Genomic DNA, 23654 nt, shown 5'->3' on the forward strand with positions numbered 1-23654 from the left:
GGCGGTTTTTTTTGTACAATTTTATAGGCTATTGCATAGAATGAATTAAACACGTCCTTAGGCCATTTTCCCGTTAGTCACCATTCGCCCAACCAAACATAGGATGGGTGGTAGAATAAGGAGGAGTGAAACCCTATGTCTTTTTTTGAACGAGATTACAGAGAGATCATTACAAAAGCTGTAATCGCTAAAGGTAAAAAGTTTACAGAATCCACACACACCATCAGCCCTTCGCACCGTCCGACAAGTATCCTAGGTTGTTGGGTCATCAATCACATCTACAATGCCAAAAAGAAAGGAGATCACGTTGAAATCTCTGGCAGTTACGATGTAAACGTCTGGTATTCGTATAACGACAATACAAAAACAGAAGTCGTTACAGAGCGTGTCAGTTATTGTGATCACGTCAAGTTGGCAGTGAAAGATGATAATTGTGTACATGATGACTTTGAGGTAATCGCTAAGGTCGTACAGCAACCGAACTGTTTAGAAGCGAACATCTCAGGAAATGGGCAAAAGATCGTTGTGGAAGTAGAGAGAGAGTTTGTTGTAGATGTCATAGGTGAAACAAAATTGTGTGTGAAAGTGGATCCTCATGGTTGCGGCCATGATGATGATTACGATTATGATTTGTCTTCCGATGATTTTTCAGCCATCGAAACGGACTTCCTTCCATCTTCTTCAGACAGAGATCACGATAGTCACGATTAATGATGAAATCCTTGCTGCTACAGCGAGGATTTCTTTTTTTGCTTTCAAATATTTTATGATAATTATATAATAGCTCCCTTTCAGGCTCACCGCGCTCCCGCGGAAAGCGAGTTATTCCCCGGATCCCCATCCACTCAAGAAACATCTCGAAACTGAGTCTTCAAGCATCCTGACGTATACTTTAATAATGTCATGCTCTTCCGTGTAAGATTATTTGCCTCGTATGCTATAATGGGTGGAGAATCTTATGCACGTTTTGGAGGTTTAACCTTATGGCACAATACACACCCATGATGCAGCAGTATTTAAAAATTAAAGCAGACCAAAAAGATGCCTTTCTGTTTTTCCGGTTAGGCGATTTTTATGAATTGTTCTTTGAGGATGCAACGAAAGCATCCCAGGAACTTGAAATTACATTGACGAGCAGGGACGGAGGTTCAAACGGAAGAATCCCCATGTGCGGTGTCCCTTATCACTCCGCAGACAATTACATAAAGCAGTTGATTGAAAAAGGGTACAAGGTTGCTATTTGTGAGCAGGTCGAGGATCCGAAAACGACGAAAGGGGTTGTGAAACGGGAAGTTGTCCAACTGATCACTCCAGGTACGGTCATGGAAGGCAGCATGCTCGATGAAAAGGAAAACAACTACTTGGCTTCACTGAGTGCATTTGAAGATGGCTCATACGTCGTCAGTTACAATGATCTCACGACCGGAGAAAACAGTGTAGCTCTTATTCCGGGAGGTTTTGACGCGGCTATGAGTGAATTGTACAGCCGGCCGGTCAAAGAAGTGGTGGTATCCAATGATTTTGATGTCGAGTATAAACAGATGTTGATCGATCGTTTGGATTACACGGTTTCTCATCAGGACGTGACGGAGATTGCTCCTGAATTTCAACCTCTTGTTGAGGAGGTTCATCAGGATAAGCTTTTAGTCGGCTTCGGGAGGCTTCTCAATTATATCCAGCATACGCAAAAAAGGTCACTCGATCATCTGCAGCCTGTGAAAGTGATTGAATTGAAGCAATTTATGACCCTCGATATGTATTCCAAAAGAAACTTAGAATTGTTGGAAACTCTTAGAAAGAAAGGAAAAGCGGGAAGCCTTCTTTCTGTCATCGATAAAACCATCACTTCCATGGGCGCGCGTATGCTTAAAAAGTGGATGGAGCGTCCGTTGTTATCAGCGGATGCTATTGCTATGAGGCATGACCAGGTCGAAGGATTTCTTGATCAGTTTTTTGAGAGAGAGACCTTGAGAGATGAGCTATCGAATGTTTACGACTTGGAACGTTTAGCTGGAAGAGTTGCCTTTGGCAATGTGAATGCCAGGGATATGATCCAGTTGAGAAATTCATTAAGTCATATTCCGGATATCTTAACGACGCTTTCAAAATTCGACCATCCTTCCATAGGAAAGCTATATGACAATGTTGATCCGCTTCATGATTTAAAAGAACTTCTTCAAGAAAGCATCGCCGATGACCCTCCGATCTCTGTAAAAGAGGGGGGCTTGATTCGGGACGGCTTCCACGAACAGTTGGATGACTATAGATGTGCTTCCAAGAATGGAAAGCAGTGGATTGCAGAGCTTGAACAAAGGGAACGAACGGAAACAGGAATCAAATCCTTGAAAGTCGGCTATAATCGTGTGTTCGGCTATTATATCGAAGTGACAAAAGCGAACTTGAGGCATCTACCTGAAGGAAGGTATGAGCGGAAGCAGACCCTTACAAATGCCGAACGTTTCATTACTCCAGAGCTGAAAGAAAGAGAAACGATGATCCTCGAAGCCCAGGAGAAAAGTGTGGAGCTTGAGTATGAACTGTTTCTCGAGGTCCGTGAAAAGGTGAAGGCGTACGTCAAAAGACTTCAACAGCTGGCAGACCAAATCAGCCGCATTGATGTTCTCCAAGGTTTTGCTCAAGTAGCAGAATCCTATCAATATGTACGACCGGAATATCGGGAGCAACGTGTGGTGGACATCCGTCAAGGTCGTCACCCTGTTGTAGAGAAAGTGATGCAGGAAGGAACGTTTGTACCGAATGATATTTACATGAATGAAGAGACTGATGTGTTACTGATTACAGGACCAAACATGTCCGGTAAAAGTACGTACATGCGTCAGCTTGCATTGACGGCAATTCTTGGTCAAATGGGCTCTTTTGTTCCGTGCCAGTCTGCGAGTTTACCAGTTTTTGATCAGATATTTACAAGAATTGGTGCGGCCGATGATCTTGTTTCTGGTCATAGTACATTCATGGTCGAAATGCTGGAAGCAAACCATGCATTGACGCATGCGACGGAAAACAGCTTGATCCTTCTTGATGAGATAGGAAGAGGGACAAGTACGTATGATGGCATGGCTCTGGCTCAGGCTATTGTGGAATATATTCATGGGGAGATTAAAGCGAAAACGCTATTCTCTACCCATTATCATGAATTGACCTCATTGGATGAACAGCTTGAGCGTTTAAAAAATGTCCATGTCCGAGCGGAAGAGTATGAAGGCAATGTTGTCTTTCTCCATCAGATTAAAGATGGACCTGCGGATGAAAGTTACGGTATTCATGTAGCGAAGCTTGCACACTTGCCTGATCCGCTGATCAACAGAGCAACCGCCCTTCTGGATCAGCTTGAAAATGGGCCCGTCAAAAATGAAGCCTCAACCTCCCCAGAAGAAGAGGAGCAGCTAAGTTTGTTTGTTGAAGAATCGAAGCCGGAGAAAAAGCGGACAATGGAACCGCAGGCTTCTCATATAGAAAAGCGTCTACAGTCATTAGATCTAATGGAAATGACTCCGATGGACGCTATGAATGAATTGTACCAATTGCAAAAACGTTTGAAATCGTAAAGGAGGAACAGAGATGGCGCGGATCCGACTGATGCCAGACCACCTAGCCAACAAAATAGCGGCCGGAGAAGTTGTTGAACGCCCAGCCTCTGTCGTCAAAGAACTGGTAGAGAACAGTATTGATGCAGGTGCCACATGGGTGAAGATTGATTTAATGGAAGCCGGATTGCAGCGCATCCGGATTACCGATGATGGTGCGGGAATGGATGAAGAGGACTGTGAAATTGCTTTTCATCGCCATGCAACGAGTAAAATTCTTGATGAAAATGACCTTTTCCATGTCCGGTCCCTCGGTTTTCGGGGAGAGGCATTAGCAAGTATCGCTGCAGTGAGCCGCTTGAGTATCCAAACCTCTACTGGAAACAGTGCTGGGACGAAAATGAATCTCGAAGGAGGACATCTCGTCTCCAGAGGAAAAAGTGATGCGAGAAAAGGAACAGACATTACGGTTGAGGAATTGTTTTTCAATACGCCGGCCCGGTTGAAATATATGAAAACCATTCATACCGAGCTAGGTCATGTGACGGATGTTTTAAATCGTACGGCCTTAGCCCATCCGGAAGTGCAGTTCCTTTGTACTCATAATGAAAAGCAGATCTTTAAGACGAATGGACGTGGAGATCTCCTCCAAGTCATAGCGAACATTTATGGAATGAATGTCGCTAAAAAAATGATCCCGATAGAGATGGAAACCGCGGACTTTAAGGTGGATGGATATATTGCGAAACCCGAAGTTTACCGTGCATCAAGAAATTATATGTCAACGATTATCAACGGTCGTTTCATTCGGAGCATTCCTTTAAATAAAGCTGTTTTGCAAGGCTATCATACCCTGTTGCCGATCGGGAAAAGTCCGATTGTCGTTTTAAATATAGACATGGATCCAATCCTAGTCGACGTCAATGTTCATCCATCTAAAATGGAAGTGCGTTTTAGTAAAGAAAAGGAATTGTATGATTTATTAGAAGAGACCGTTCGGCAGGCCTTTCGCAAACAAACACTCATTCCTGATGTGTCACAGCCGGCATCTAAGCCTGCAAAAGAAAAAACGACACAGGAATCCTTTAACCTCTACCATACGAGGGAGGAGGATGCTCATCGCGAGCGGGAATCCACGGTGGACCATTTAGTGAAAAGTGAGCAAGGACTACTCCAAGACGACGGTTTCCAAAAAAAACAGGAAGAGTTAATCAAAGAGATGAACCCGACATTCGACACAGATACCTCTGCTTCAATAGAGAGCGTACAGTCCGAAGATAAAGTCGAAAAAGAAGGACCTCCTCGTGAACAGAAAAGAGTCCCGACCATGCATCCGATTGGTCAGCTGCATGGAACATACATCCTTGCTCAAAATGAGGAAGGTATGTATATCGTCGATCAGCATGCGGCTCAAGAAAGGATCAAATACGAATTCTTCAGAGACAAACTCTCGGAAGTGGACCATGAAGTACAGGAACTCCTTGTACCGATGACTTTTGAATTTTCGAAGGCTGAATCGTTAAGGATGGAAGAGTACAAAGGCGAACTGGAAAAAGTGGGATTGTTTTTTGAACCATTTGGAGACACGACCTATATCGTGCGCAGTCACCCCCAGTGGTTCCCGAAAGGATTTGAAGAGGAAGTTATTGATGAAATGATTCAGCAGCTGATGGAAGAAGATCGGATTGATATTCTTAAACTAAGAGAAGAAGCGGCGATACTCATGTCGTGTAAGCGATCGATCAAAGCGAACCATTATTTGAACCAAACCGATATGTTTCATCTTTTAGAAGATTTGAGAAAGTCGACCGATCCTTTTACTTGTCCTCATGGACGTCCAATCATCGTTTTCTTTTCAGAGTATGAGATGGAAAAAATGTTCAAACGTGTGATGTAATTAAAAGAGAGACTCCGAAGCGGGAGTCTCTCTTTTTTGTTTGCTATTTTGTTTACATAATGTTTTTATAATCAACTTATATATAAGTACGAATGACAGAGTAGGGGATTAGGAGATGTTCTTCTGCTGGAGAAGAAAACGAAAATAGTTATCGATTTGTTTAATATCCTCCGGCTGAATTCCAAACCATGCTTTCTTGTCAAAAAAAACAGGTTTTGTGTATCCCTTCGTTTCCAGGAGCTGCTTAATCTCGCGCATTTCATCCTCTTGTTCATCACTTAACCCGAGGAGATAATCTGCGGTGGTATGGAGAGCGTGAGCGATCTTCGTGAGATCTTCAAGATCTGGTGAAGTGTAACTCCGTTCCCAATTCGACACGACTTGTGGGGACACACCGACTTTTTCAGCTAACATCGATTGTGTTAAACGTCTTTCTTTTCTAAGTGAACGAATTCTTTCATGAACCACTTTAAGACGCCTCCTTTTCTATACTATAACACAGACTAACGAAATGCGATAGTACGACTAACGAATATTTTGAATATTTGTAACGGAACTCGTTAGTAGTGGTAACGGATTGCGTTAGTTTATGAGCTGAGGTATGATTGTAGAGCCATTCATGTATAATAGAGACGTGTGAAGGAGGTGGGAGTGTGAAACCATTGGTGATCTCAGTGGTCGGTCCTACAGCAGTCGGAAAATCGAATCTGGGGATCCGAATCGCTCAGCGTTTTAATGGAGAAGTGATTAGTGGAGACTCTATGCAGATTTACCGGACGATGGATATCGGAACAGCGAAGGTGACCAAAGGGGAGATGCAGGGCATCCCGCATCATATGATTGACTTTAAAGATCCTGCGGAGCACTTTTCAGTTGCTGAGTTCCAGGAGAATGTGCAAGCGTTAATCTGGGAAATTCATGAGCGGGGGAAGCTTCCGGTTTTGGTAGGGGGGACAGGCTTATACATACAAGCAACACTTTTTAACTTCCATTTTTCAGAACAAAAAAAGGATCCTTCCATCATGGAGAAGCTTGAAAAAGAATGGAAGGAAAATGGCAGAGATTATATGTACAAACGCCTTGTTGAAATTGACCCCGAACAAGCAGAAAAAATTCATCCGAATAATGAAAGACGTGTACTAAGAGCCCTTGAGGTTTATGAAACGACAGGCCAGATGATGAGTGAGCGCCATCATCAGCAGCAGAAAGAATCTCCTTTTAACCCACTGTTAATCGGGCTGGAGATGGACCGGGAATTACTGTACGATCGTATCAATCGTAGGGTCGATCAAATGATTGAACAGGGTTTGTTAGAAGAAGTTCAAAATCTCTATGAACAAGGATTGAAGGACTCTCAATCAATGCAGGCGATTGGGTATAAGGAATTGATTCCTTACTTCGAAGGTTCATGTACACTTGGGGAAGCTATTGAATTGCTTAAACGTAATTCCAGGCGCTATGCCAAACGTCAGTACACGTACTTCAAGAACAAAATGGATATCAACTGGTATGAAGTATCTCCTTCGAACTATGAGGAGAAATTTGAAACAATTTTAGGCGATTTAGCAGGAAAGATAGACTAATGCGTAGAATCGTATTATTACAGATAGAAAAGAGGAGGAAGATCCATGGCCCAATCGGTTAATATCCAAGACAATTATTTGAATCAATTAAGGAAAGAACGCATGCAGGTGACTGTCTTTCTACTCAATGGCTTTCAATTGAGAGGCATCGTTAAAGCCTTCGACAATTTTACTGTCTTGTTGGAGACGGAAGGAAAGCAACAATTGATCTTCAAACATGCAATTTCAACATTTGCTCCTGTAAAAAATGTTTCATTGGATAAAGAATAGTGTAAATGGAAGCAAAAAAGCGGGTGCCTTTAAAGGCATCCGCTTCTTTCATGGATGGAGGAAATGATCTGCATAATCATCCTTGGGCGTTTGTCACAGGTAACCCCACCTATGCGTATGATGAAGAAGAATGAGGAGGGATCGATGTGCAACCCCAGGCTAAAACGGTGAGACCAAACAGCACAATCAATATTGTGTTGAATGATTCTAAAGAAAAAGCGATTCCTGATCGGAAAGCAGCCGCCCTCAAGCAGACAGGCGCCCCTTTTCTGAAAATCGAGGAATTTTTCAATTCCATCATTGGGATGGAGGATTTAAAGACCAGGGTAAAAGAAATCTATGCACAGGTGCTCGTTTCTAAGAAAAGAGAAGAAGCAGGATTGAAGTCGAATGCGCAAGTTCTGCACATGGTTTTTTATGGAAACCCCGGCACGGGAAAAACGACCATCGCGCGGATGGTTGCTGCTTTATTCCGCGATGTCGGGGTGCTTGATAAGGGCCAATTCATCGAAGCCGATCGGAGTGATCTTGTAGGAGAGTATATCGGTCATACGGCTCAAAAGACGAAGGACCTGATCCATAAAGCATTGGGGGGCGTCCTTTTTATTGATGAAGCTTATTCATTAGCAAGAGGTGGAGAAAAAGATTTCGGAAAAGAAGCGATTGATACATTGGTTAAATGTATGGAAGATCATCATAATGAATGCATTATCATCCTTGCTGGATATCCGGATGAGATGGAGGATTTTCTGACCTTAAATCCAGGCCTTGCTTCCCGGTTCCCCATCCAGCTTTCTTTCAAGGATTATTCTGCGAAAGAACTTACGCAAATTGCTTTTGGAATGATTGAAGAAAGGGAATATTGTTTAACAAAAGAAGCGGAGCGAAAACTTTTTCAGCATCTGGCCCACGTATACACCAGACGTGAAGAGAACTTTTCAAATGCCCGCTATGTAAGGAACCTCATTGAAGAAGCGATTCGAAAACATGCTTGGAGAGTGATCAGCACCCCGAATCCGAAGAAAAAAACACTGATGACCCTTCAGGCGGAAGATTTTGATGTTCCTTTACAAGAACCAGACTTGATCTAAACGGTCGTACATTCATAGGAAACATTTTTCTGTTATGATGAGAAAGATACAGGTAGACGGAAGAGTAGGTGAAGAGACAGATGTCAAAAGAATTGGTCGTGTTAGTTGCGCGAAAAGATCCATTCGAACAAGAAGAACGGTTTCAGTCCTCTTTGGAAGAACTTCAATCACTGACGGAAACCGCTGATGGAGAAGTGTGCAAAATTATTACTCAGAAGCGTGACCGGGTTCACCCGGCTACATATTTAGGTGAGGGGAAACTGGAAGAAATAAAAGAAGCAGCAGAGGAATCTGAAGCTGAACTCGTGATATTCAATGATGAGTTATCACCTGGCCAGCTTAGAAATATAGCGGACAGGGTCGGCGTGCGTGTCATTGACAGAAGTCAGCTGATCCTGGACATTTTCGCAGGACGGGCGCGTACAAAGGAAGGGAAATTGCAGGTGGAACTTGCTCAACTGCAATATTTACTTCCACGGCTATCCGGACAAGGGACAGCGTTATCCCGGTTAGGTGGAGGGATTGGTACCCGTGGTCCTGGTGAAACCAAACTGGAAACCGACCGTCGTCATATCCAACGTAGAATTGATGATATCAAGAAGCGGTTGGATACGGTCGTAAAACAACGGGAGCAGTATCGAAAACGGAGAAAAGAAAACCGTGCCTTTCAAGTCGCAATCGTCGGTTATACGAATGCTGGTAAATCAACGTTCTTCAATAGAGTGACCGACAGCCAGTCCTTTGAAGAGGATTTATTGTTTGCTACACTCGATCCTTTGACAAGGCAAATGAGCCTTCCTTCTGGTTTTTTGGCTCTCCTTTCTGATACGGTAGGATTTATTCAGGACTTGCCAACGACGCTCATCGCGGCTTTCCGATCGACGTTAGAGGAATTAACAGAAGCGGACTTTATCGTTCATATGGTGGATGCTTCACACCCTGATCACATGCAGCAGGAAAAGACCGTATTGAGATTGTTGGACGAACTTGGAGCTGGTCAACTGCCGATCCTGACCGTTTATAATAAAAAAGATCTACTGCAGGAGGATTTCATTCCACACTCCTTCCCATCGTTGACAGTGAGCGTTCATGATCCGATTGACCGTAAACGTGTTCTTCATAAAATCGAAGAGGTTTTAAAGGATGAGTGGTATGAGTATGACGTTTTCGTGCCAGCTTCTGAAGGGAAACGATTGCAGCAATTCAAGGCCTACAGTATGATCACGAGCATCCATTTTTATGAGGAAAAAGAAGGCTATGCTCTTCATGGTTTCATCCATCCTGAGCACCCATTGAAACATCAAATATTATAAATTTGAACAAAACGTTTATTCAACGAAATTCTGCAAGATAGGAAGAGGACTCATCATGAACATTCAAGAATTGAAACACCATGTAGAAAAAGAGATCAAGAACCAACACGAGATGGTTGATGAGATTGTCGAGTACAATCAAGAAAAGGTATTAAAGGCATTCCATAAACTGAGGGTCAGCGATTCTCACTTTAATCCGACGACAGGTTATGGCTATGATGACTTTGGGCGAGACACACTAGAGGCATTGTATGCAGAAATATTCAAAGCGGAAGATGCCCTTGTCAGACCTCAGCTCATCTCCGGAACGCATGCGATCACGACCGCCTTATTCGGTGTCCTGCGCCCGGGGGATGAACTGCTTTACATATCTGGAGATCCTTATGACACCCTAAGAGATGTCATTGGTTCTGAAGACAATAAGGATACAGGTTCTTTAAGTGATTTTGGTATCAGCTATCAAACCGTTCCTTTAGAAGGAAGTGGGGCTTTTTCTCATGATAGAATCCGAGCAGCTATACATGAAAAAACGAAGGTCGTAGCCATCCAAAGGTCCAAAGGATACGAGGATCGTCCTTCATTTACTATTGGCGAGTTACAATCCATCATTCAGTTCGTTCGTGACACAAAAGACGATGTGATAATTTTTGTTGACAATTGTTATGGTGAATTCGTAGAAATGAAAGAACCGCTTGAAGTAGGTGCTGACATGATTGCTGGCTCATTAATAAAAAACCCGGGAGGCGGGATTGCCAGAGTCGGGGGTTATATTGCGGGACATGAACACCTGATTGAAAAATGCAGCTATCGACTGACGGCTCCGGGGTTAGGGAAAGAAACAGGGCCGAGTTTAAACAGCCTGCAAGAGATGTATCAAGGGATTTTCCTCGCACCACATGTTGTAGGAGAAGCTTTGAAAGGAGCTATTTTCACTTCTAAATATTTAAGTGAATGGGGCTTCGACACATCTCCGGCTTATGATGTGAAGCGGACGGATTTGATTCAATCCGTAAATTTCAATACGGCTGAACAAATGATCAGGTTCTGTCAATCCATTCAGCAGGCATCTCCTGTAAATTCTCATTTCAAACCAGAACCGAGCGCCATGCCTGGATACGAGGATGAAGTTATTATGGCTGCGGGTACTTTCATTCAAGGCGCGAGTCTTGAATTGACGGCCGATGGTCCTATTCGTCCCCCATATACGGCATTCGTTCAAGGTGGATTGACCTACGCGCATGTAAAGATCGCTGTCGTACAAGCGGTAGAGCAGTTGATCGAAGAGGGTATGGTTAAACTTTGAAGCGGAGGGAATGATAACCCTTTCAAAAAATAGCCCCAAATTGTGTGAACATTCCTCACATATGTTGACATATCCCTTGCGTGACGTATAATTAAAGTATCATTCTTATGGGGAGGTGGCACATCGATGAGTGATGAAATTCGTCGTTCTATGCCGTTATTCCCGATGGGGATTGTTCAATCATTGACAGACCTTACTGCACGGCAGATCCGGTACTACGAACAGCACGAGCTGGTTCAGCCGGCCCGTTCAGAAGGGAACCGTCGCATGTTCTCATTTAATGATGTTGATCGGCTGCTTGAAATCAAAGACTTGATCGATCAAGGTGTGAACATGGCCGGAATCAAGAAAGTTCTGAAGCTGAACGATCAGCCAGATAATGAAGTATATGACGAGGATCAAGTGAAGGAAGTTCATAATGAACTTACCGAAAAAGAACTACGTCGTATGCTGCAACGAGAACTATTCACAGCGGGAAGACAAGGTAAATTAGCAATCAGACAGGGAGAAATGTCAAGGTTCTTCCATTAATTTTGTGTTGAGAGGAGAAATTCAATGGGTTTAACAAAAGAAGAAATCTACAAAAAAATCGATGAGGAAAACGTCAAGTTTATCCGTCTTCAGTTCACGGATATGCTTGGTACGATCAAAAACGTGGAAATTCCACTAAGCCAGTTGGATAAAGCTATTGATGGCATGATGATGTTTGACGGGTCCTCCATTGAAGGATTCGTTCGTATCGAGGAGTCGGACATGTATTTGGTTCCAGACCTGGATACCTTCGTCGTTTTCCCTTGGACTTCAGAAAAAGGGAAGGTCGCACGATTCATCTGTGACATCTACAACCCAGACCAAACTCCTTTTGAAGGATGCCCACGCTATAACTTAAAGCGTAACATCAAAAAAATGGAGAAACTCGGATTTTCTGCTTTCAACATTGGTACAGAACCTGAATTTTTCCTATTCAAATTAGATGAAAAAGGCGAACCGACGATGGAATTGAATGATAAAGGCGGCTATTTCGACTTGGCACCGACCGATCTTGGTGAAAACTGCCGTCGTGACATCGTCCTTGAGCTTGAGGAAATGGGCTTTGAAATTGAAGCCTCTCACCATGAAGTCGCTCCAGGTCAGCACGAAATCGACTTTAAATATGCGGATGCCGTCAAGCACTGTGATGATATTCAAACATTCAAACTTGTCGTCAAAACGATAGCACGTCAACATGGCTTGCATGCAACGTTCATGCCTAAGCCGTTGTTTGGCGTGAATGGATCTGGTATGCACGCGAACATGTCTCTTTTCAACGAAAAGGGTAATGCTTTCTTTGATGAGAAAGGGAAGGAACAACTGTCAGAAGTGGCTTACCAGTTTACAGCAGGCATCATCAAGCATGCAACGAACTTCACAGCCGTGACAAACCCTACTGTCAACTCTTACAAGCGTCTTGTACCAGGGTATGAGGCTCCATGTTATGTAGCATGGTCCGGTCAGAACCGTAGTCCGCTCGTACGTGTTCCAACATCCCGTGGTTTGAGCACAAGAATCGAAGTTCGGAGTGTGGATCCATCAGCGAACCCATACATGGCGATGGCAGTCCTTCTTGCTGCTGGACTTGATGGTGTGGAAAATAAACTGGAAGCACCAGCTCCTGTCGATCGGAACATTTACGTGATGGATAAGAAAGAGCGTGAAGCACACGGAGTTAAAGACCTACCTGCTACTTTGTATGATGCATTGGAAGAGCTGCATCAAGATCCAATCATGGTAGAAGCTCTCGGCGAACACCTATTTGAACATTTCATCGAAGCGAAAGAAATTGAATGGGATATGTTCCGTACACAGGTTCATCCCTGGGAACGCGAACAATATTTACAGACGTATTAAACCTTAAAACCCTTGAAGCTAATAGCTTCAAGGGTTTTTCTTTGCCTCACGGAACAATTTGAATGGGGTGAAGATAATTCCAAGATTTTGGTCGTATACTTTGGGGGATGTGTTACATATAATGTTAGTAAGAACAAACGTTCCTGTTATGGAGGTGTCACCAATGGAAGCATTAATCCAACGTTCAAAACTCGAAAAGATGAAGTTGGAATGGATCTATATCAACCACAAAGGCGATTTGTCTCAACGGGTGGTTAGAGTGGTCGACATTCAGGATGAATATGTAATTGCTTACTGCTATGAACGAAAACAAGTGAGAACGTTCAGAAAAAATAATATATTGTCTGTATTTCCTTTAACCTCCATCCGGAAAAGTTATGGAGCATGACAAAAAATAAAGAAAGAGGCGAGTTTAACAAAACTCGCCTCTTTCAATTAATGTACGGTTCTGTATAGACCGACGACTTTCCCTAAAATGGATACGTCCTGTAATAGGATTGGTTCCATTGTTGCGTTTTCAGGCTGTAAACGAACGTGATTTCTTTCCTTGAAGAATCGTTTTACAGTTGCTTCTTCATCTTCTGTCATCGCCACGACGATGTCACCGTTCTGAGCGGTTTGCTGTTGTCTGACGATGACCATGTCGCCGTCTAGAATTCCTGCCTCAATCATACTTTCCCCTTGGACGATCAGGACGAACGTGTTGTCATCCGATCCTGCGAGTGTATCTGGAAGCGGGACATATTCTTCGATATTCTCTACAGCTGTAATCGGGGAACCGGCCGTGACTTTACCGATTACTGGAGCGTAGGAGGCTTCACTTCTCGGAATACTGTGATCTTCTTCCAATTCAATTACTTCAATGGCACGAGGTTTCGTCGGATCGCGTCTAATATAGCCTTTTTTCTCTAATCTGGATAAGTGACCATGTACTGTTGAACTTGAAGCGAGACCAACGGATTGACCGATCTCCCTTACGGATGGTGGATATCCTTTCATTAAAACCTGTTCTTTAATAAAATCTAGTATTTCCTGCTGCCGTTTTGAAAGTTTACTCATAGATTAGCACCTCGTACATAGGATTATAGTAACCACATTGTACCACTTATGATTCAAAAATACAAACACGCGTTCGAAAAAAACCATTGACAAGAACCTGTGTTCGTATATAATAAAATTAACAAACGCGAACACAGGTTCTTAAGAACGTTCGTTCTATGAAAACGGAGGGGTTATGTATGTTTAACAAATTATCGAAGCTGGACTACACCTACATTATTCTTTTTATTGTTAGTTTTATCATTCTCTATTATTCTATGGTCACAGCTGTTTAATAGAGAAAGAGAGAGGAACATTCAATTGAAGGTGATTTTATACTGCAGGGTAAGTACGGAAAAAGAAGCTCAAGTGACATCATTAAACCGCCAAAGAACCGAGTTGACTTCAATGGCAGAGAGTCACGAATTTGAAGTTGTGGAATGTATTGAAGAACAAGCGAGTGGTTACGATATTGAGCGGGACGGGATCTTCCGTATGCTGGAATATTTTTCTTCCGGGCGTGCGGAAGCTCTGGTGATTCAGGATGAGACTCGATTGGGACGTGGGAATACGAAAATCGCATTGTTTCATCAATTGAATCGGTTGAATATTAAGGTGTATTCTTTATCAAATCAGGGAGAGTTGCAGTTATCAGAGTCGGATTCTATGGTTTTACAGATTGTGGGGATCGTAGAGGAATACCAGAGAAAAATACATAATATGAAAATACGCCGGGGAATGAGAAAAGCTGTTGAGGGCGGCTATGACCCATCAATCAATTTATCCAATCGGGACCAGGCGCCAGGTCGTGAGAGAATCGAATTTCCTATTGAAGAAGTGGTCCGGTTAAGGAAAAATGAGCTGACGTTTAAAGATATCGCTGCGACACTAAGAGGCCTTGGATATGATGTATCGAAGGCTACGGTTCATCGCAGATACAAGGAATACCTATCGCTTGAAAAAGAAGAAGAATCACGGTAATATATAGTTTAAGGACAAGGATCTGTGGATTTCTTGTCTTTTTCATGTTTTTACGATCCAGACTATGAGTAAAGGAGAAGGATCTATGTTATCTAAAGAAAAAATTAATCGTATAAATGAACTAGCGAATAAATCCAAGCAGGAAGAACTTTCGAAGGAAGAAAAAGCGGAACAGCAGAAACTGCGTCAGGAATACTTGAAAAATGCTCGTCAATCTTTCAAGAATCAGCTGAAAGGAGTTACCGTCATCGACCCGAATGGGGATGACGTGACACCTAAGAAGCTCCGTCAAATGCAGGAAAACGAAAAAAAGAACTAATTTTTAAATCTCCGTGTTCGATAATTTTCGAATGCGGTTTTTTTGTTTAAAACCCTTAATAAGGGGGAAATTAGGTGGGAGGTTGTGCAAAGATTTCGCACAACGCTTGTTTCAAAATGAATTTCATTATAGGATAATACATGGTACATATACCTGAAACGAAAGGGGAATGTTGAACATGGCAAACAGCCTTGAACAAACATCAATCAATACGATTAGAACTTTAACAATCGATGCAGTAGAAAAAGCAAACTCCGGACACCCGGGGATGCCGATGGGTGCAGCACCGATGGCATATACGCTATGGACTCAGTTCATGGATCATAATCCGAAAAACTCGAACTGGTTCGACCGCGACCGTTTCGTCCTATCTGCTGGACACGGATCTATGCTTCTTTACAGCTTGCTCCACTTATCCGGTTATAACGTGACGATGGACGACCTTAAGTCCTTCCGTCAATGGGATTCCAAAACCCCTGGTCACCCAGAGTTTGGTCACACAGACGGTGTAGAAGCAACTACAGGTCCCCTTGGACAAGGTATTGCAATGGCGACCGGAATGGCAATGGCTGAAGCTCACCTTGCAGCGAAATATAACCGTGAAGGTTATAATGTCGTTGACCATTACACTTATTCCATTTGTGGTGACGGGGACTTGATGGAAGGGGTATCCCAGGAATCAGCTTCTCTTGCCGGTCACCTTGGTCTAGGTAAATTGATCGTTCTTTATGATTCCAATGATATTTCTCTTGATGGCGACCTTGATCGTTCCTTCAGCGAGAGTGTTGAAAAGCGCTATGAAGCCTATGGATGGCAGGTGATTCGCGTAGAGGATGGTACGAACACAGAGGATATTGCTCAGGCACTTGAGAAAGCAAAAGCGAATACAGATCAACCAACAATGATCGAAGTGAAAACGGTTATTGGGTATGGATCTCCTAATAAATCTGGTAAGTCTGCCTCCCACGGTGCTCCTTTAGGAGAAGAGGAAGGAACGGCAGCTAAACAGTTCTACAAGTGGGATCACGAGCCATTCCACGTACCTGAAGAGGTCTATCAGGACTTTAAAGAAAAGGTTCAGCAAAATGGTCAGGATAAAGAAGAATCCTGGAACAACCTAATAGCTCAGTACAAAGAAGCACATCCAGAGCTTGCGGAAGAGTTTGAGCGTGCGATTCGCGGAGAGCTTCCTGAAGGCTGGGATCAAAGTCTTCCAACTTATCAGGTGGGCGAAGACAGCCCTGCGACACGCGCAGCTTCTGGAGATGCGATCAACGCTCTTTCAAAAGCTATCCCTAACTTCTTTGGTGGTAGTGCCGACCTTGCAGGTTCAAATAAAACGGCCGTCAAAGATGAAGAAGACTTTTCACGTAACAACTACGCAGGTCGAAACATCTGGTTCGGAGTTCGTGAATTTGCCATGGCGGCTGCCTTAAACGGAATGGGTCTTCATGGTGGACTTAACGTATATGCGGGTACATTCTTTGTCTTCAGTGACTACCTGCGTCCAGCGGTCCGCTTGTCCGCTCTGCAAAACCTACCTGTGAACTACGTCTTCACTCATGACTCTGTTGCCGTTGGAGAAGATGGTCCGACGCACGAACCTGTGGAACAATTGGCTTCTCTTCGTGCGATGCCAAACCTTTCCGTCCTTCGTCCTGCGGATGGGAACGAAACCAATGCGGCATGGAGACTTGCTTTAGAGTCTGAATCGACTCCAACAGCACTTGTCCTAACTCGCCAAGGGTTACCGACCCTTCAAGGTACAGAGGAACTTGCATACGAAGGAATGAAGAAAGGGGCGTACATCCTTAGCGATTCCGATAAAGAAGAGCCGGATGCGATCCTACTTGCTTCAGGTTCTGAAGTACAATTGATTGTTGAAGCTCAAGCGGAATTGAAGAAGAATGGTTACGACGTCCGTGTTGTCAGTGTACCTTCCTTCGATCGCTTTGAAGCTCAGCCTAAAGAATACAAAGAACAAGTCCTTCCTTCTTCTGTCCGCAAACGTCTGGCAGTTGAAATGGGCGCATCGTTCGGTTGGGACCGTTATGTAGGTTTGGATGGTTCCGTCATCGGAATCGACAAGTTCGGTGCTTCTGCTCCAGGGAATACTGTGATTGAGAACTATGGTTTCACTGTAGAAAACGTAGTGAAGCATGCGGAAAACTTGATGAAATAAACTAGGGAGAAGCTGCCTGTTCCTAAGGCAGCTTCTTTTTATGCCGTGAATTTCAATCTGCTCTTGAAAATTCGCGGTAAATAGTAGGGACAACCATTTTCGATTTCCCTGCTCTATGTGATATAATAGGCATAAGAATGATTGTTGTCTCTGGTACGGTCATCGTCGTTCCTAGAAGATGAGATCCTTTTTTCATGTGGGAGGCTTTTGCTTATCTAATGAACGGTTGATTCGTTTAGTAGCGTCTGGATTACGGTCATATTGAAACGACTATTGTATTCTAGAGAACGTTTTACTATACTGTTATGGGAGACAACACGAAGGAGGAAGACGAAGTCATGACATTGGGGATCGTTTGGGTCATCATCATTGCTTTATTGACTCTTGTCGGTGGTGCAGCTCTAGGCTTCTTCATCGCAAGAAAGTATATGATGAACTATTTGAAAAAGAACCCGCCAATTAACGAACAAATGTTACGCACACTGATGATGCAGATGGGCCAGAAGCCGTCTCAGAAGAAAATCAATCAGATGATGCGTTCAATGAACAATCAAATGAAATAATGACACTAAGCCTTCTTTCGCGAATGAAAGAAGGCTTTCTCTATGGGAACTTCTGTAGATGTTCACAAGATAAACATCGTGTTAGGCCTGAAGCTTTGATACAATAGGAGGCGACTATGAATGAAGGTGTGATGATTGAATGGATGTGAATCTTTTCCTTGCTTTTGGAGCAGGGTTTTTATCATTTATATCCCCGTGTGTATTTCCTCTGTACCCTGCATTCCTTTCCTATATTACTGGGATGAGTGTGCATGAATTAAAAGAAGACAATGGGATGTTGAAAAGAGCAAGTTTGATCCATACGGTTTTATTCTTATTAGGATTTACGACGATTTTTTTGATCTTAGGATTTTCAGGGTCGTTTTTTGCACAGTTTTTCATACAATATGAATCCGTGATCCGACGTTTAGGATCCATTCTGATTATTTTCTTCGGATTTGTTATTATTGGCGTATTCAACTTTGATTTTTTAATGAAAGACCGGAAGATAACTTTCAAGAATAGACCCTCTGGTTACATAGGCACGTTTCTTATCGGACTTACATTTTCACTTGGTTGGACGCCTTGTACAGGTCCTATACTAGCGGCCGTCCTTTCGTTAGCGGCTGATTCTCCGGAACTTTTCTTAGTCATGATGCTGTCTTATTCCCTTGGCTTTTCCATTCCTTTCTTAGCCTTGTCGTTCTTTATTGGCAAATTGAGTTGGATTAAAAACCATAGTACGGGAATTGTTAAGATAGGCGGGTATATTATGATCCTCGTCGGAATTGCTCTTTATTTTGATTGGATGACCATGCTTACTTCCTATCTTGCAGGACTCTTTGATTTTCAGGGGTTCTAAGCCGTGGATTTTAGAGAGGATTTATATTAAGATGATACTAGAGAAAAATTAAAGGAGCTTTTTTATGACCCAGACCAACGATATTATATTAAGAACAACAACCACACTTATAGCCTTTATCTTACTAGGGTTTTCCGTTTATTTATTTTTTGCTGGCCATAATGCTCCAGGTGGAGGATTTATCGGTGGTTTAATGACTGCTGCAGCAATTATCCTCATGTATATGGCCTATGGAAGTAAGGCGATGGAAAAGATTCTGCCGATTAATTTCCGTTTTCTAATTCCTGTTGGATTGATGGTAGCGGCAGCAACAGGGATTGGTGGAATGGTTTTTGACGCGCCTTTCCTCACCCAAACGTTCGCTTATTTTCAACTACCGATTTTAGGCAAGACCGAACTTGCTACGGCTCTCTTGTTCGACCTAGGTGTCTATCTAGCTGTTGTAGGGGTAACAATGACGATCATTTTGACCATTGCCTACGATAGGGAATAAAAGCGGGAGGTCGTCATGGCTAAAGTTTTAATTGCAGGGGAAGCGGTGGGAAAATATGCTTCACTTCAACCAGATTTGGTTACAGAGGGTATTACGAGCTAGTAAACGTGGAGCGAAAAACTTCGTTGTTAAACCCTTTGATGAAGCTCAGGTCCTGAATGCCATCGATCTTGTGTTGAACTGATATTAAGGACAGAGTAGAAAGAGTGAATCTTTATGTTTTGGTTAATTGCAAGTACCATTGTGGCTGCTGGTATGGCTACAGCGATGATTTTTGTCCGATTGCGAGCGGCAAAAAAACCGGCAAGTGTAAAAAAAATTATTCTTCCCCCTTTTATGATGAGCACAGGAGCCCTCATGTTTGTATTTCCGGTGTTCAGAGTCGAATGGAACCAGGTGTTTGAAGCCATTCTCATAGGTGTTATTTTTTCTATTTTCCTCATTCGCACTTCCAAGTTTGAGGTGAGGGATGGAGATATTTATTTAAAACCATCAAGGGCCTTTATTTTTATTCTTTTCGGTCTACTGATTTTGAGAGTCGTTTTCAAGCTCATTATTGGGCAGCATGTTTCCTTTGGGGAGACGAGTGGAATGTTCTTTCTGCTTGCATTCGGTATGATCATGACCTGGCGGATCGCCATGTTGAAACAATACTTAAAGTTAGAGAAAAAGTTGGAATTTAAAAAGGACCTGGCTTAAGCCAGGTCCTTTTTAACGTTCGATCAATGGGTCGTAAGGGCTCATGTCTATTTTTTTCTCCTCTAACTTTTTAACGAGAAATTTATGGTCTCGCTTCGGGGTCGCACGTATGTAGCCCTCGATTAAAATCTCCTGCGTGATTTTCTTTTTCTTTTTCTGCAGGGCAATTTCCCCGATGCGTCCAGCAATCTTCTGTCTTGCTACATCCCGGAAAAGCTCAGGAACAGGAGAGATCAACTCTTCTAATAAGTCTTTTTGCTCCGCGGACCACATGTGTTTTGTCTTGTCCACGTAATATTCTTCCCAATCAATGATTGATTTTCCGTCCTCTTTTGGAAGACGCTTCAGGAATTTGCGGAACATAAAAAAACCGCCAATGCTCATCAGACCAATCATGATGACAATCCACCCAACGATAAATAGGGCAAATCCACCTGACATACTATCACCTGTTTCATTGTCTTAGACTTCTCTAATTTCATTATAAAAGGTTGATCCTTTAAATACAAGCATGCGTTTTTGTAGATAATTGTATAAAATTTATGGAATTCAGAAAAATTTGTGGTCATTCATTTTACTTATAAATCGTTTTCATTTACAATAAGGATTGCAGATTTGTGAACTTGTTTTATACAAAGGGAACAAATGTAAGAAATTGGGGAATGGTGAAACCTTAAAAAAGGTTCACTATTGAATATTGATGAGGGGGTAAAAGGAATATGGCTAGCAATGCTTTTAATGCTCGCAAACAATTTGAACTCAATGGCCAAACGTACAACTATTACGATTTGAAAGCCTTAGAAGATGCGGGACATGGTAAGATTTCCCGTCTACCTTTCTCCATCCGTATCCTACTAGAATCTCTATTACGTCAACACGACGGACGCGTCATCAACGATGATCATGTCGAGAGTCTAGCAAACTGGGGAACGGAGAAATCCAAAGGGGAAGATGTTCCATTTAAGCCTTCCCGCGTTATTTTGCAAGACTTCACCGGCGTACCTGCCGTGGTCGATCTGGCATCTCTTAGAAAAGCGATGGTAGATATGGGGGGGAGCCCAGACAAAATCAACCCGGAAGTTCCTGTTGATCTTGTTATTGACCACTCTGTACAAGTAGACAAGTATGGTACACCAGATGCACTGAACGTGAACATGGAGTTGGAATTTGAACGAAACGAAGAACGTTATGAGTTCTTACACTGGGCTCAAAAAGCGTTCGATAACTATCGTGCTGTTCCACCTGCAACAGGTATCGTTCACCAGGTAAACCTTGAATACATCGCAAACGTCGTTCACGCGAAAGAAAATGAGAACGGCTCTTATGATACTTATCCTGATACACTTGTCGGAACCGACTCACATACAACGATGATCAATGGTCTTGGTGTGCTAGGTTGGGGTGTTGGTGGTATAGAAGCAGAAGCTGGAATGCTCGGCCAACCGTCTTACTTCCCAGCTCCAGAAGTTATCGGAGTGAAGCTGAACGGAAGTTTCCCACAAGGGACAACAGCTACTGACCTCGCGCTTAAAGTTACTCAAAAACTTCGTGAGCAAAACGTTGTTGGTAAATTCGTTGAGTTCTTCGGTCCAGGGTTGCAGGAAATGCCTTTGGCTGATCGTGCGACGATCTCCAACATGGCTCCTGAATATGGTGCGACATGTGGTTTCTTCCCGGTTGATGGGGAGTCTCTTGAGTACCTTCGCCTTACAGGACGCACTGAAGAGCAAATCAAGCTTGTAGAAGAATACTGCAAGAAGAACAGCCTTTGGTATGATCCGTCCTTTGAGGACCCGGAATTCACGTCACTTGTTGAAATCGATCTCGGTGAGTTGGAGCCGAATTTGTCTGGACCAAAACGTCCTCAAGACTTGATTCCTCTTTCTCAAATGAAAGAATCATTTGAAAAGGCGATTACAGGTCCAGCAGGAAACCACGGTTTTGGCTTGGATAAATCTGAGTTCGACAAAGAAGTTGAAGTGAAGTTCAATAATGGAGACAAGTCCGTCATGAAGACAGGGGCTCTTGCAATTGCTGCCATTACTTCTTGTACGAACACATCCAACCCTCACGTTATGCTAGGGGCGGGCCTTGTCGCTAAAAAAGCGATTGAAAAAGGGCTACAGGTTCCTGATTACGTGAAAACATCCTTAGCACCAGGATCCAAGGTTGTTACTCGCTACCTTGAAGATTCAGGCCTGATGACCTATTTGAATGACCTAGGATTCAACCTTGTTGGATATGGATGTACAACATGTATCGGTAACTCCGGACCGTTACTTCCGGAAATCGAAAAAGCGATTGCTGACAGTGACTTGACAGCTTCTTCTGTCTTGTCTGGTAACCGTAACTTCGAAGGACGTATCCACCCTCTTGTAAAAGCCAACTATCTGGCTTCACCGCCACTTGTGGTTGCTTATGCGCTTGCAGGTACTGTGGATATTGACCTTAAAAATGAGCCGATCGGAAAAGACACTGAAGGAAACAACGTTTATTTCAATGATATTTGGCCTTCTCAAGAAGAGATCAAATCAGAAATTTCCCGTGTTGTTACACCTGAAATTTTCCGTAAAGAGTATGAAAATGTATTCAACTCGAATGAGAAATGGAACGAAATCGAAACAACGGATGAACCATTGTATGATTGGAACGACAAATCCACATACATTCAGAATCCTCCGTTTTTCGAAGGGCTTTCCAGTGACCCTGAAGCGGTTAAGCCACTAGAAGGTATGCGTGTCATCGGTAAATTCGGTGATTCCGTAACAACAGACCACATTTCACCAGCAGGTGCGATTCCAAAAGATATGCCTGCAGGGGAGTACTTGCAAGACAATGGGGTAAGTCCTCGAAACTTCAACTCCTATGGCTCCCGTCGTGGTAACCATGAAGTTATGATGCGTGGTACGTTTGCAAATATCCGTATCCGTAACCAGTTAGCTCCAGGTACTGAAGGTGGTTTCACTACGTACTGGCCGACTGAAGAGGTGATGCCGATCTATACAGCGGCTATGAAGTACCAGGAAGACCAGACACCATTGATGGTCATTGCCGGTAATGATTACGGTATGGGAAGCTCCCGTGACTGGGCTGCCAAGGGGACAGATCTTCTTGGAATTAAGACAGTCATCGCAGAAAGCTTTGAGCGTATCCACCGTTCAAATCTTGTCATGATGGGTGTTCTTCCATTGCAGTTCAAGCCGGAAGACAGCATCGAATCTCTTGGTTTGACAGGTCGTGAGACATTCGACGTCGAAGTCGGTGAAGATGTTAAACCACGTGACCTTGTCAAAGTGACTGCTACAGACGAAGAAGGCAACAAGAAAGAATTTGAAGTAATTGCCCGCTTCGACAGTGAAGTGGAAGTCGATTACTACCGCCACGGTGGTATTCTACAAATGGTTCTACGTAACAAATTGAACTAAATTTCCTTCTGAGGATCGCCCTTTAAAAAGGGCGATCCTTTTATTCTTCTCAAAACCAGGCGTTCGATAACCGCAAATGTGTGCGATTAATGATGAAGGAAGAAAGTACAAACTCATACGGAAAGCACCGGTATCTCTTTAAACTTAGTAGCAACTCCGAAATATATTGAAAAAACCAAAAACATCAATAACGATTTTCTTACAATTTCCATTAAAGCTTTACA

23 protein-coding genes are annotated in these 23654 nt (G+C 43.1%); 20 read left to right on the forward strand and 3 right to left on the reverse strand.

Features of this window, described 5'->3' with window-relative positions:
• The first annotated feature begins 135 nt into the window (after window positions 1-135).
• From cotE to mutL, 3 genes are all read left to right on the forward strand, one after another.
• Entirely contained in the window at window positions 136-711 is a 576-nt protein-coding gene (gene cotE / locus ACJA3J_RS10580; protein ID WP_089652341.1) for an outer spore coat protein CotE, read from the forward strand.
• Window positions 712-983: 272 nt separating this feature from the next.
• A complete protein-coding gene (gene mutS, locus ACJA3J_RS10585; RefSeq protein ID WP_406946212.1) occupies window positions 984-3566 on the forward strand; it encodes a DNA mismatch repair protein MutS in 2583 nt (860 codons plus the stop codon).
• A gap of 13 nt (window positions 3567-3579) precedes the next feature.
• Window positions 3580-5442, forward strand: a complete 1863-nt coding sequence (gene mutL, locus ACJA3J_RS10590) for a DNA mismatch repair endonuclease MutL (RefSeq protein ID WP_089652339.1) — start codon at window positions 3580-3582, stop codon at window positions 5440-5442.
• A 108-nt stretch (window positions 5443-5550) separates the two neighbouring features.
• Here mutL and ACJA3J_RS10595 read toward each other — a convergent pair whose 3' ends face one another.
• Window positions 5551-5910: a helix-turn-helix domain-containing protein gene (locus ACJA3J_RS10595; RefSeq protein ID WP_089652338.1), complete on the reverse strand. Its 360-nt coding sequence runs from the start codon at window positions 5908-5910 to the stop codon at window positions 5551-5553.
• Between the two features lie 185 nt (window positions 5911-6095).
• On the opposite strand from ACJA3J_RS10595, the gene miaA reads away from it, so the two are divergent.
• From miaA to ACJA3J_RS10640, 9 genes are all read left to right on the forward strand, one after another.
• Window positions 6096-7025 (forward strand): tRNA (adenosine(37)-N6)-dimethylallyltransferase MiaA, encoded by a 930-nt coding sequence (gene miaA, locus ACJA3J_RS10600; RefSeq protein ID WP_406946213.1) that lies wholly within the window; start codon window positions 6096-6098, stop codon window positions 7023-7025.
• Between the two features lie 45 nt (window positions 7026-7070).
• On the forward strand, window positions 7071-7295 hold the full coding sequence (gene hfq, locus ACJA3J_RS10605; protein ID WP_089652336.1) for an RNA chaperone Hfq: 225 nt from the start codon (window positions 7071-7073) through the stop codon (window positions 7293-7295).
• Window positions 7296-7300: 5 nt separating this feature from the next.
• The gene (locus ACJA3J_RS10610) at window positions 7301-7429 is read left to right on the forward strand and encodes a hypothetical protein (RefSeq protein WP_258871568.1); all 129 of its coding nucleotides are present in this window, start codon (window positions 7301-7303) and stop codon (window positions 7427-7429) included.
• Between the two features lie 12 nt (window positions 7430-7441).
• Window positions 7442-8386, forward strand: coding sequence for an AAA family ATPase (locus ACJA3J_RS10615; RefSeq protein WP_406946214.1), 945 nt, complete (start codon window positions 7442-7444; stop codon window positions 8384-8386).
• 80 nt (window positions 8387-8466) lie between these two features.
• On the forward strand, window positions 8467-9699 hold the full coding sequence (hflX, locus tag ACJA3J_RS10620) for a GTPase HflX (RefSeq protein ID WP_406946215.1): 1233 nt from the start codon (window positions 8467-8469) through the stop codon (window positions 9697-9699).
• Between the two features lie 55 nt (window positions 9700-9754).
• Window positions 9755-11002, forward strand: a complete 1248-nt coding sequence (locus tag ACJA3J_RS10625) for a methionine gamma-lyase family protein (RefSeq protein WP_089652333.1) — start codon at window positions 9755-9757, stop codon at window positions 11000-11002.
• A 126-nt stretch (window positions 11003-11128) separates the two neighbouring features.
• Window positions 11129-11533, forward strand: a complete 405-nt coding sequence (locus ACJA3J_RS10630; RefSeq protein ID WP_089652332.1) for a MerR family transcriptional regulator — start codon at window positions 11129-11131, stop codon at window positions 11531-11533.
• 24 nt (window positions 11534-11557) lie between these two features.
• Window positions 11558-12889 carry a type I glutamate--ammonia ligase gene (gene glnA, locus ACJA3J_RS10635; protein ID WP_089652331.1) on the forward strand — a complete coding sequence of 444 codons (1332 nt, stop codon included), beginning with the start codon at window positions 11558-11560 and terminating at the stop codon, window positions 12887-12889.
• 163 nt (window positions 12890-13052) lie between these two features.
• Window positions 13053-13277 carry a hypothetical protein gene (locus ACJA3J_RS10640; protein WP_089654997.1) on the forward strand — a complete coding sequence of 75 codons (225 nt, stop codon included), beginning with the start codon at window positions 13053-13055 and terminating at the stop codon, window positions 13275-13277.
• 47 nt (window positions 13278-13324) lie between these two features.
• On the opposite strand, the gene lexA is transcribed toward ACJA3J_RS10640, so the two are convergent.
• On the reverse strand, window positions 13325-13948 hold the full coding sequence (gene lexA / locus ACJA3J_RS10645; protein ID WP_089654996.1) for a transcriptional repressor LexA: 624 nt from the start codon (window positions 13946-13948) through the stop codon (window positions 13325-13327).
• 300 nt (window positions 13949-14248) lie between these two features.
• Here lexA and ACJA3J_RS10650 point away from each other — a divergent pair, with 300 nt between their 5' ends.
• From ACJA3J_RS10650 to ACJA3J_RS10680, 7 genes are all read left to right on the forward strand, one after another.
• Window positions 14249-14908 carry a recombinase family protein gene (locus tag ACJA3J_RS10650; RefSeq protein WP_089654995.1) on the forward strand — a complete coding sequence of 220 codons (660 nt, stop codon included), beginning with the start codon at window positions 14249-14251 and terminating at the stop codon, window positions 14906-14908.
• A gap of 85 nt (window positions 14909-14993) precedes the next feature.
• A complete protein-coding gene (locus tag ACJA3J_RS10655) occupies window positions 14994-15227 on the forward strand; it encodes a DUF896 domain-containing protein (protein WP_089654994.1) in 234 nt (77 codons plus the stop codon).
• Window positions 15228-15405: 178 nt separating this feature from the next.
• Window positions 15406-17409, forward strand: coding sequence for a transketolase (tkt, locus tag ACJA3J_RS10660; RefSeq protein ID WP_406946217.1), 2004 nt, complete (start codon window positions 15406-15408; stop codon window positions 17407-17409).
• A gap of 338 nt (window positions 17410-17747) precedes the next feature.
• Entirely contained in the window at window positions 17748-17972 is a 225-nt protein-coding gene (locus ACJA3J_RS10665) for a YneF family protein (protein WP_035505139.1), read from the forward strand.
• 139 nt (window positions 17973-18111) lie between these two features.
• Window positions 18112-18813, forward strand: coding sequence for a cytochrome c biogenesis CcdA family protein (locus ACJA3J_RS10670; RefSeq protein ID WP_115894936.1), 702 nt, complete (start codon window positions 18112-18114; stop codon window positions 18811-18813).
• Between the two features lie 64 nt (window positions 18814-18877).
• Window positions 18878-19306 carry a Na(+)/H(+) antiporter subunit B gene (locus ACJA3J_RS10675; RefSeq protein ID WP_089654991.1) on the forward strand — a complete coding sequence of 143 codons (429 nt, stop codon included), beginning with the start codon at window positions 18878-18880 and terminating at the stop codon, window positions 19304-19306.
• Window positions 19307-19522: 216 nt separating this feature from the next.
• Window positions 19523-20005, forward strand: coding sequence for a CcdC family protein (locus ACJA3J_RS10680; protein WP_406946218.1), 483 nt, complete (start codon window positions 19523-19525; stop codon window positions 20003-20005).
• A 12-nt stretch (window positions 20006-20017) separates the two neighbouring features.
• Here ACJA3J_RS10680 and ACJA3J_RS10685 read toward each other — a convergent pair whose 3' ends face one another.
• Entirely contained in the window at window positions 20018-20446 is a 429-nt protein-coding gene (locus tag ACJA3J_RS10685) for a DUF2621 family protein (protein ID WP_089654989.1), read from the reverse strand.
• Window positions 20447-20724: 278 nt separating this feature from the next.
• Between ACJA3J_RS10685 and acnA the strand changes: the two genes are divergently transcribed.
• On the forward strand, window positions 20725-23430 hold the full coding sequence (gene acnA, locus ACJA3J_RS10690) for an aconitate hydratase AcnA (protein WP_406946219.1): 2706 nt from the start codon (window positions 20725-20727) through the stop codon (window positions 23428-23430).
• Window positions 23431-23654: the final 224 nt, after the last annotated feature.

The organism is Halobacillus sp. SY10, from assembly GCF_045401165.1.
Taxonomy (GTDB): Bacteria; Bacillota; Bacilli; order Bacillales; family Halobacillaceae; genus Halobacillus; species Halobacillus aidingensis.

Excerpts from the sequence above, each read along its gene's own strand:
- cotE (WP_089652341.1), top strand. The coding sequence starts at position 136 with ATGTCTTTTTTTGAACGAGATTACAGAGAGATCATTACAAAAGCTGTA.
- mutS (WP_406946212.1), top strand. The coding sequence starts at position 984 with ATGGCACAATACACACCCATGATGCAGCAGTATTTAAAAATTAAAGCA.
- mutL (WP_089652339.1), top strand. The coding sequence starts at position 3,580 with ATGGCGCGGATCCGACTGATGCCAGACCACCTAGCCAACAAAATAGCG.
- hfq (WP_089652336.1), top strand. The coding sequence starts at position 7,071 with ATGGCCCAATCGGTTAATATCCAAGACAATTATTTGAATCAATTAAGG.
- ACJA3J_RS10610 (WP_258871568.1), top strand. The coding sequence starts at position 7,301 with ATGGAAGCAAAAAAGCGGGTGCCTTTAAAGGCATCCGCTTCTTTCATG.
- hflX (WP_406946215.1), top strand. The coding sequence starts at position 8,467 with ATGTCAAAAGAATTGGTCGTGTTAGTTGCGCGAAAAGATCCATTCGAA.
- ACJA3J_RS10625 (WP_089652333.1), top strand. The coding sequence starts at position 9,755 with ATGAACATTCAAGAATTGAAACACCATGTAGAAAAAGAGATCAAGAAC.
- ACJA3J_RS10630 (WP_089652332.1), top strand. The coding sequence starts at position 11,129 with ATGAGTGATGAAATTCGTCGTTCTATGCCGTTATTCCCGATGGGGATT.
- glnA (WP_089652331.1), top strand. The coding sequence starts at position 11,558 with ATGGGTTTAACAAAAGAAGAAATCTACAAAAAAATCGATGAGGAAAAC.
- ACJA3J_RS10640 (WP_089654997.1), top strand. The coding sequence starts at position 13,053 with ATGGAAGCATTAATCCAACGTTCAAAACTCGAAAAGATGAAGTTGGAA.
- lexA (WP_089654996.1), bottom strand. The coding sequence starts at position 13,948 with ATGAGTAAACTTTCAAAACGGCAGCAGGAAATACTAGATTTTATTAAA.
- ACJA3J_RS10655 (WP_089654994.1), top strand. The coding sequence starts at position 14,994 with ATGTTATCTAAAGAAAAAATTAATCGTATAAATGAACTAGCGAATAAA.
- tkt (WP_406946217.1), top strand. The coding sequence starts at position 15,406 with ATGGCAAACAGCCTTGAACAAACATCAATCAATACGATTAGAACTTTA.
- ACJA3J_RS10665 (WP_035505139.1), top strand. The coding sequence starts at position 17,748 with ATGACATTGGGGATCGTTTGGGTCATCATCATTGCTTTATTGACTCTT.
- ACJA3J_RS10670 (WP_115894936.1), top strand. The coding sequence starts at position 18,112 with ATGGATGTGAATCTTTTCCTTGCTTTTGGAGCAGGGTTTTTATCATTT.
- ACJA3J_RS10675 (WP_089654991.1), top strand. The coding sequence starts at position 18,878 with ATGACCCAGACCAACGATATTATATTAAGAACAACAACCACACTTATA.
- ACJA3J_RS10680 (WP_406946218.1), top strand. The coding sequence starts at position 19,523 with ATGTTTTGGTTAATTGCAAGTACCATTGTGGCTGCTGGTATGGCTACA.
- ACJA3J_RS10685 (WP_089654989.1), bottom strand. The coding sequence starts at position 20,446 with ATGTCAGGTGGATTTGCCCTATTTATCGTTGGGTGGATTGTCATCATG.
- acnA (WP_406946219.1), top strand. The coding sequence starts at position 20,725 with ATGGCTAGCAATGCTTTTAATGCTCGCAAACAATTTGAACTCAATGGC.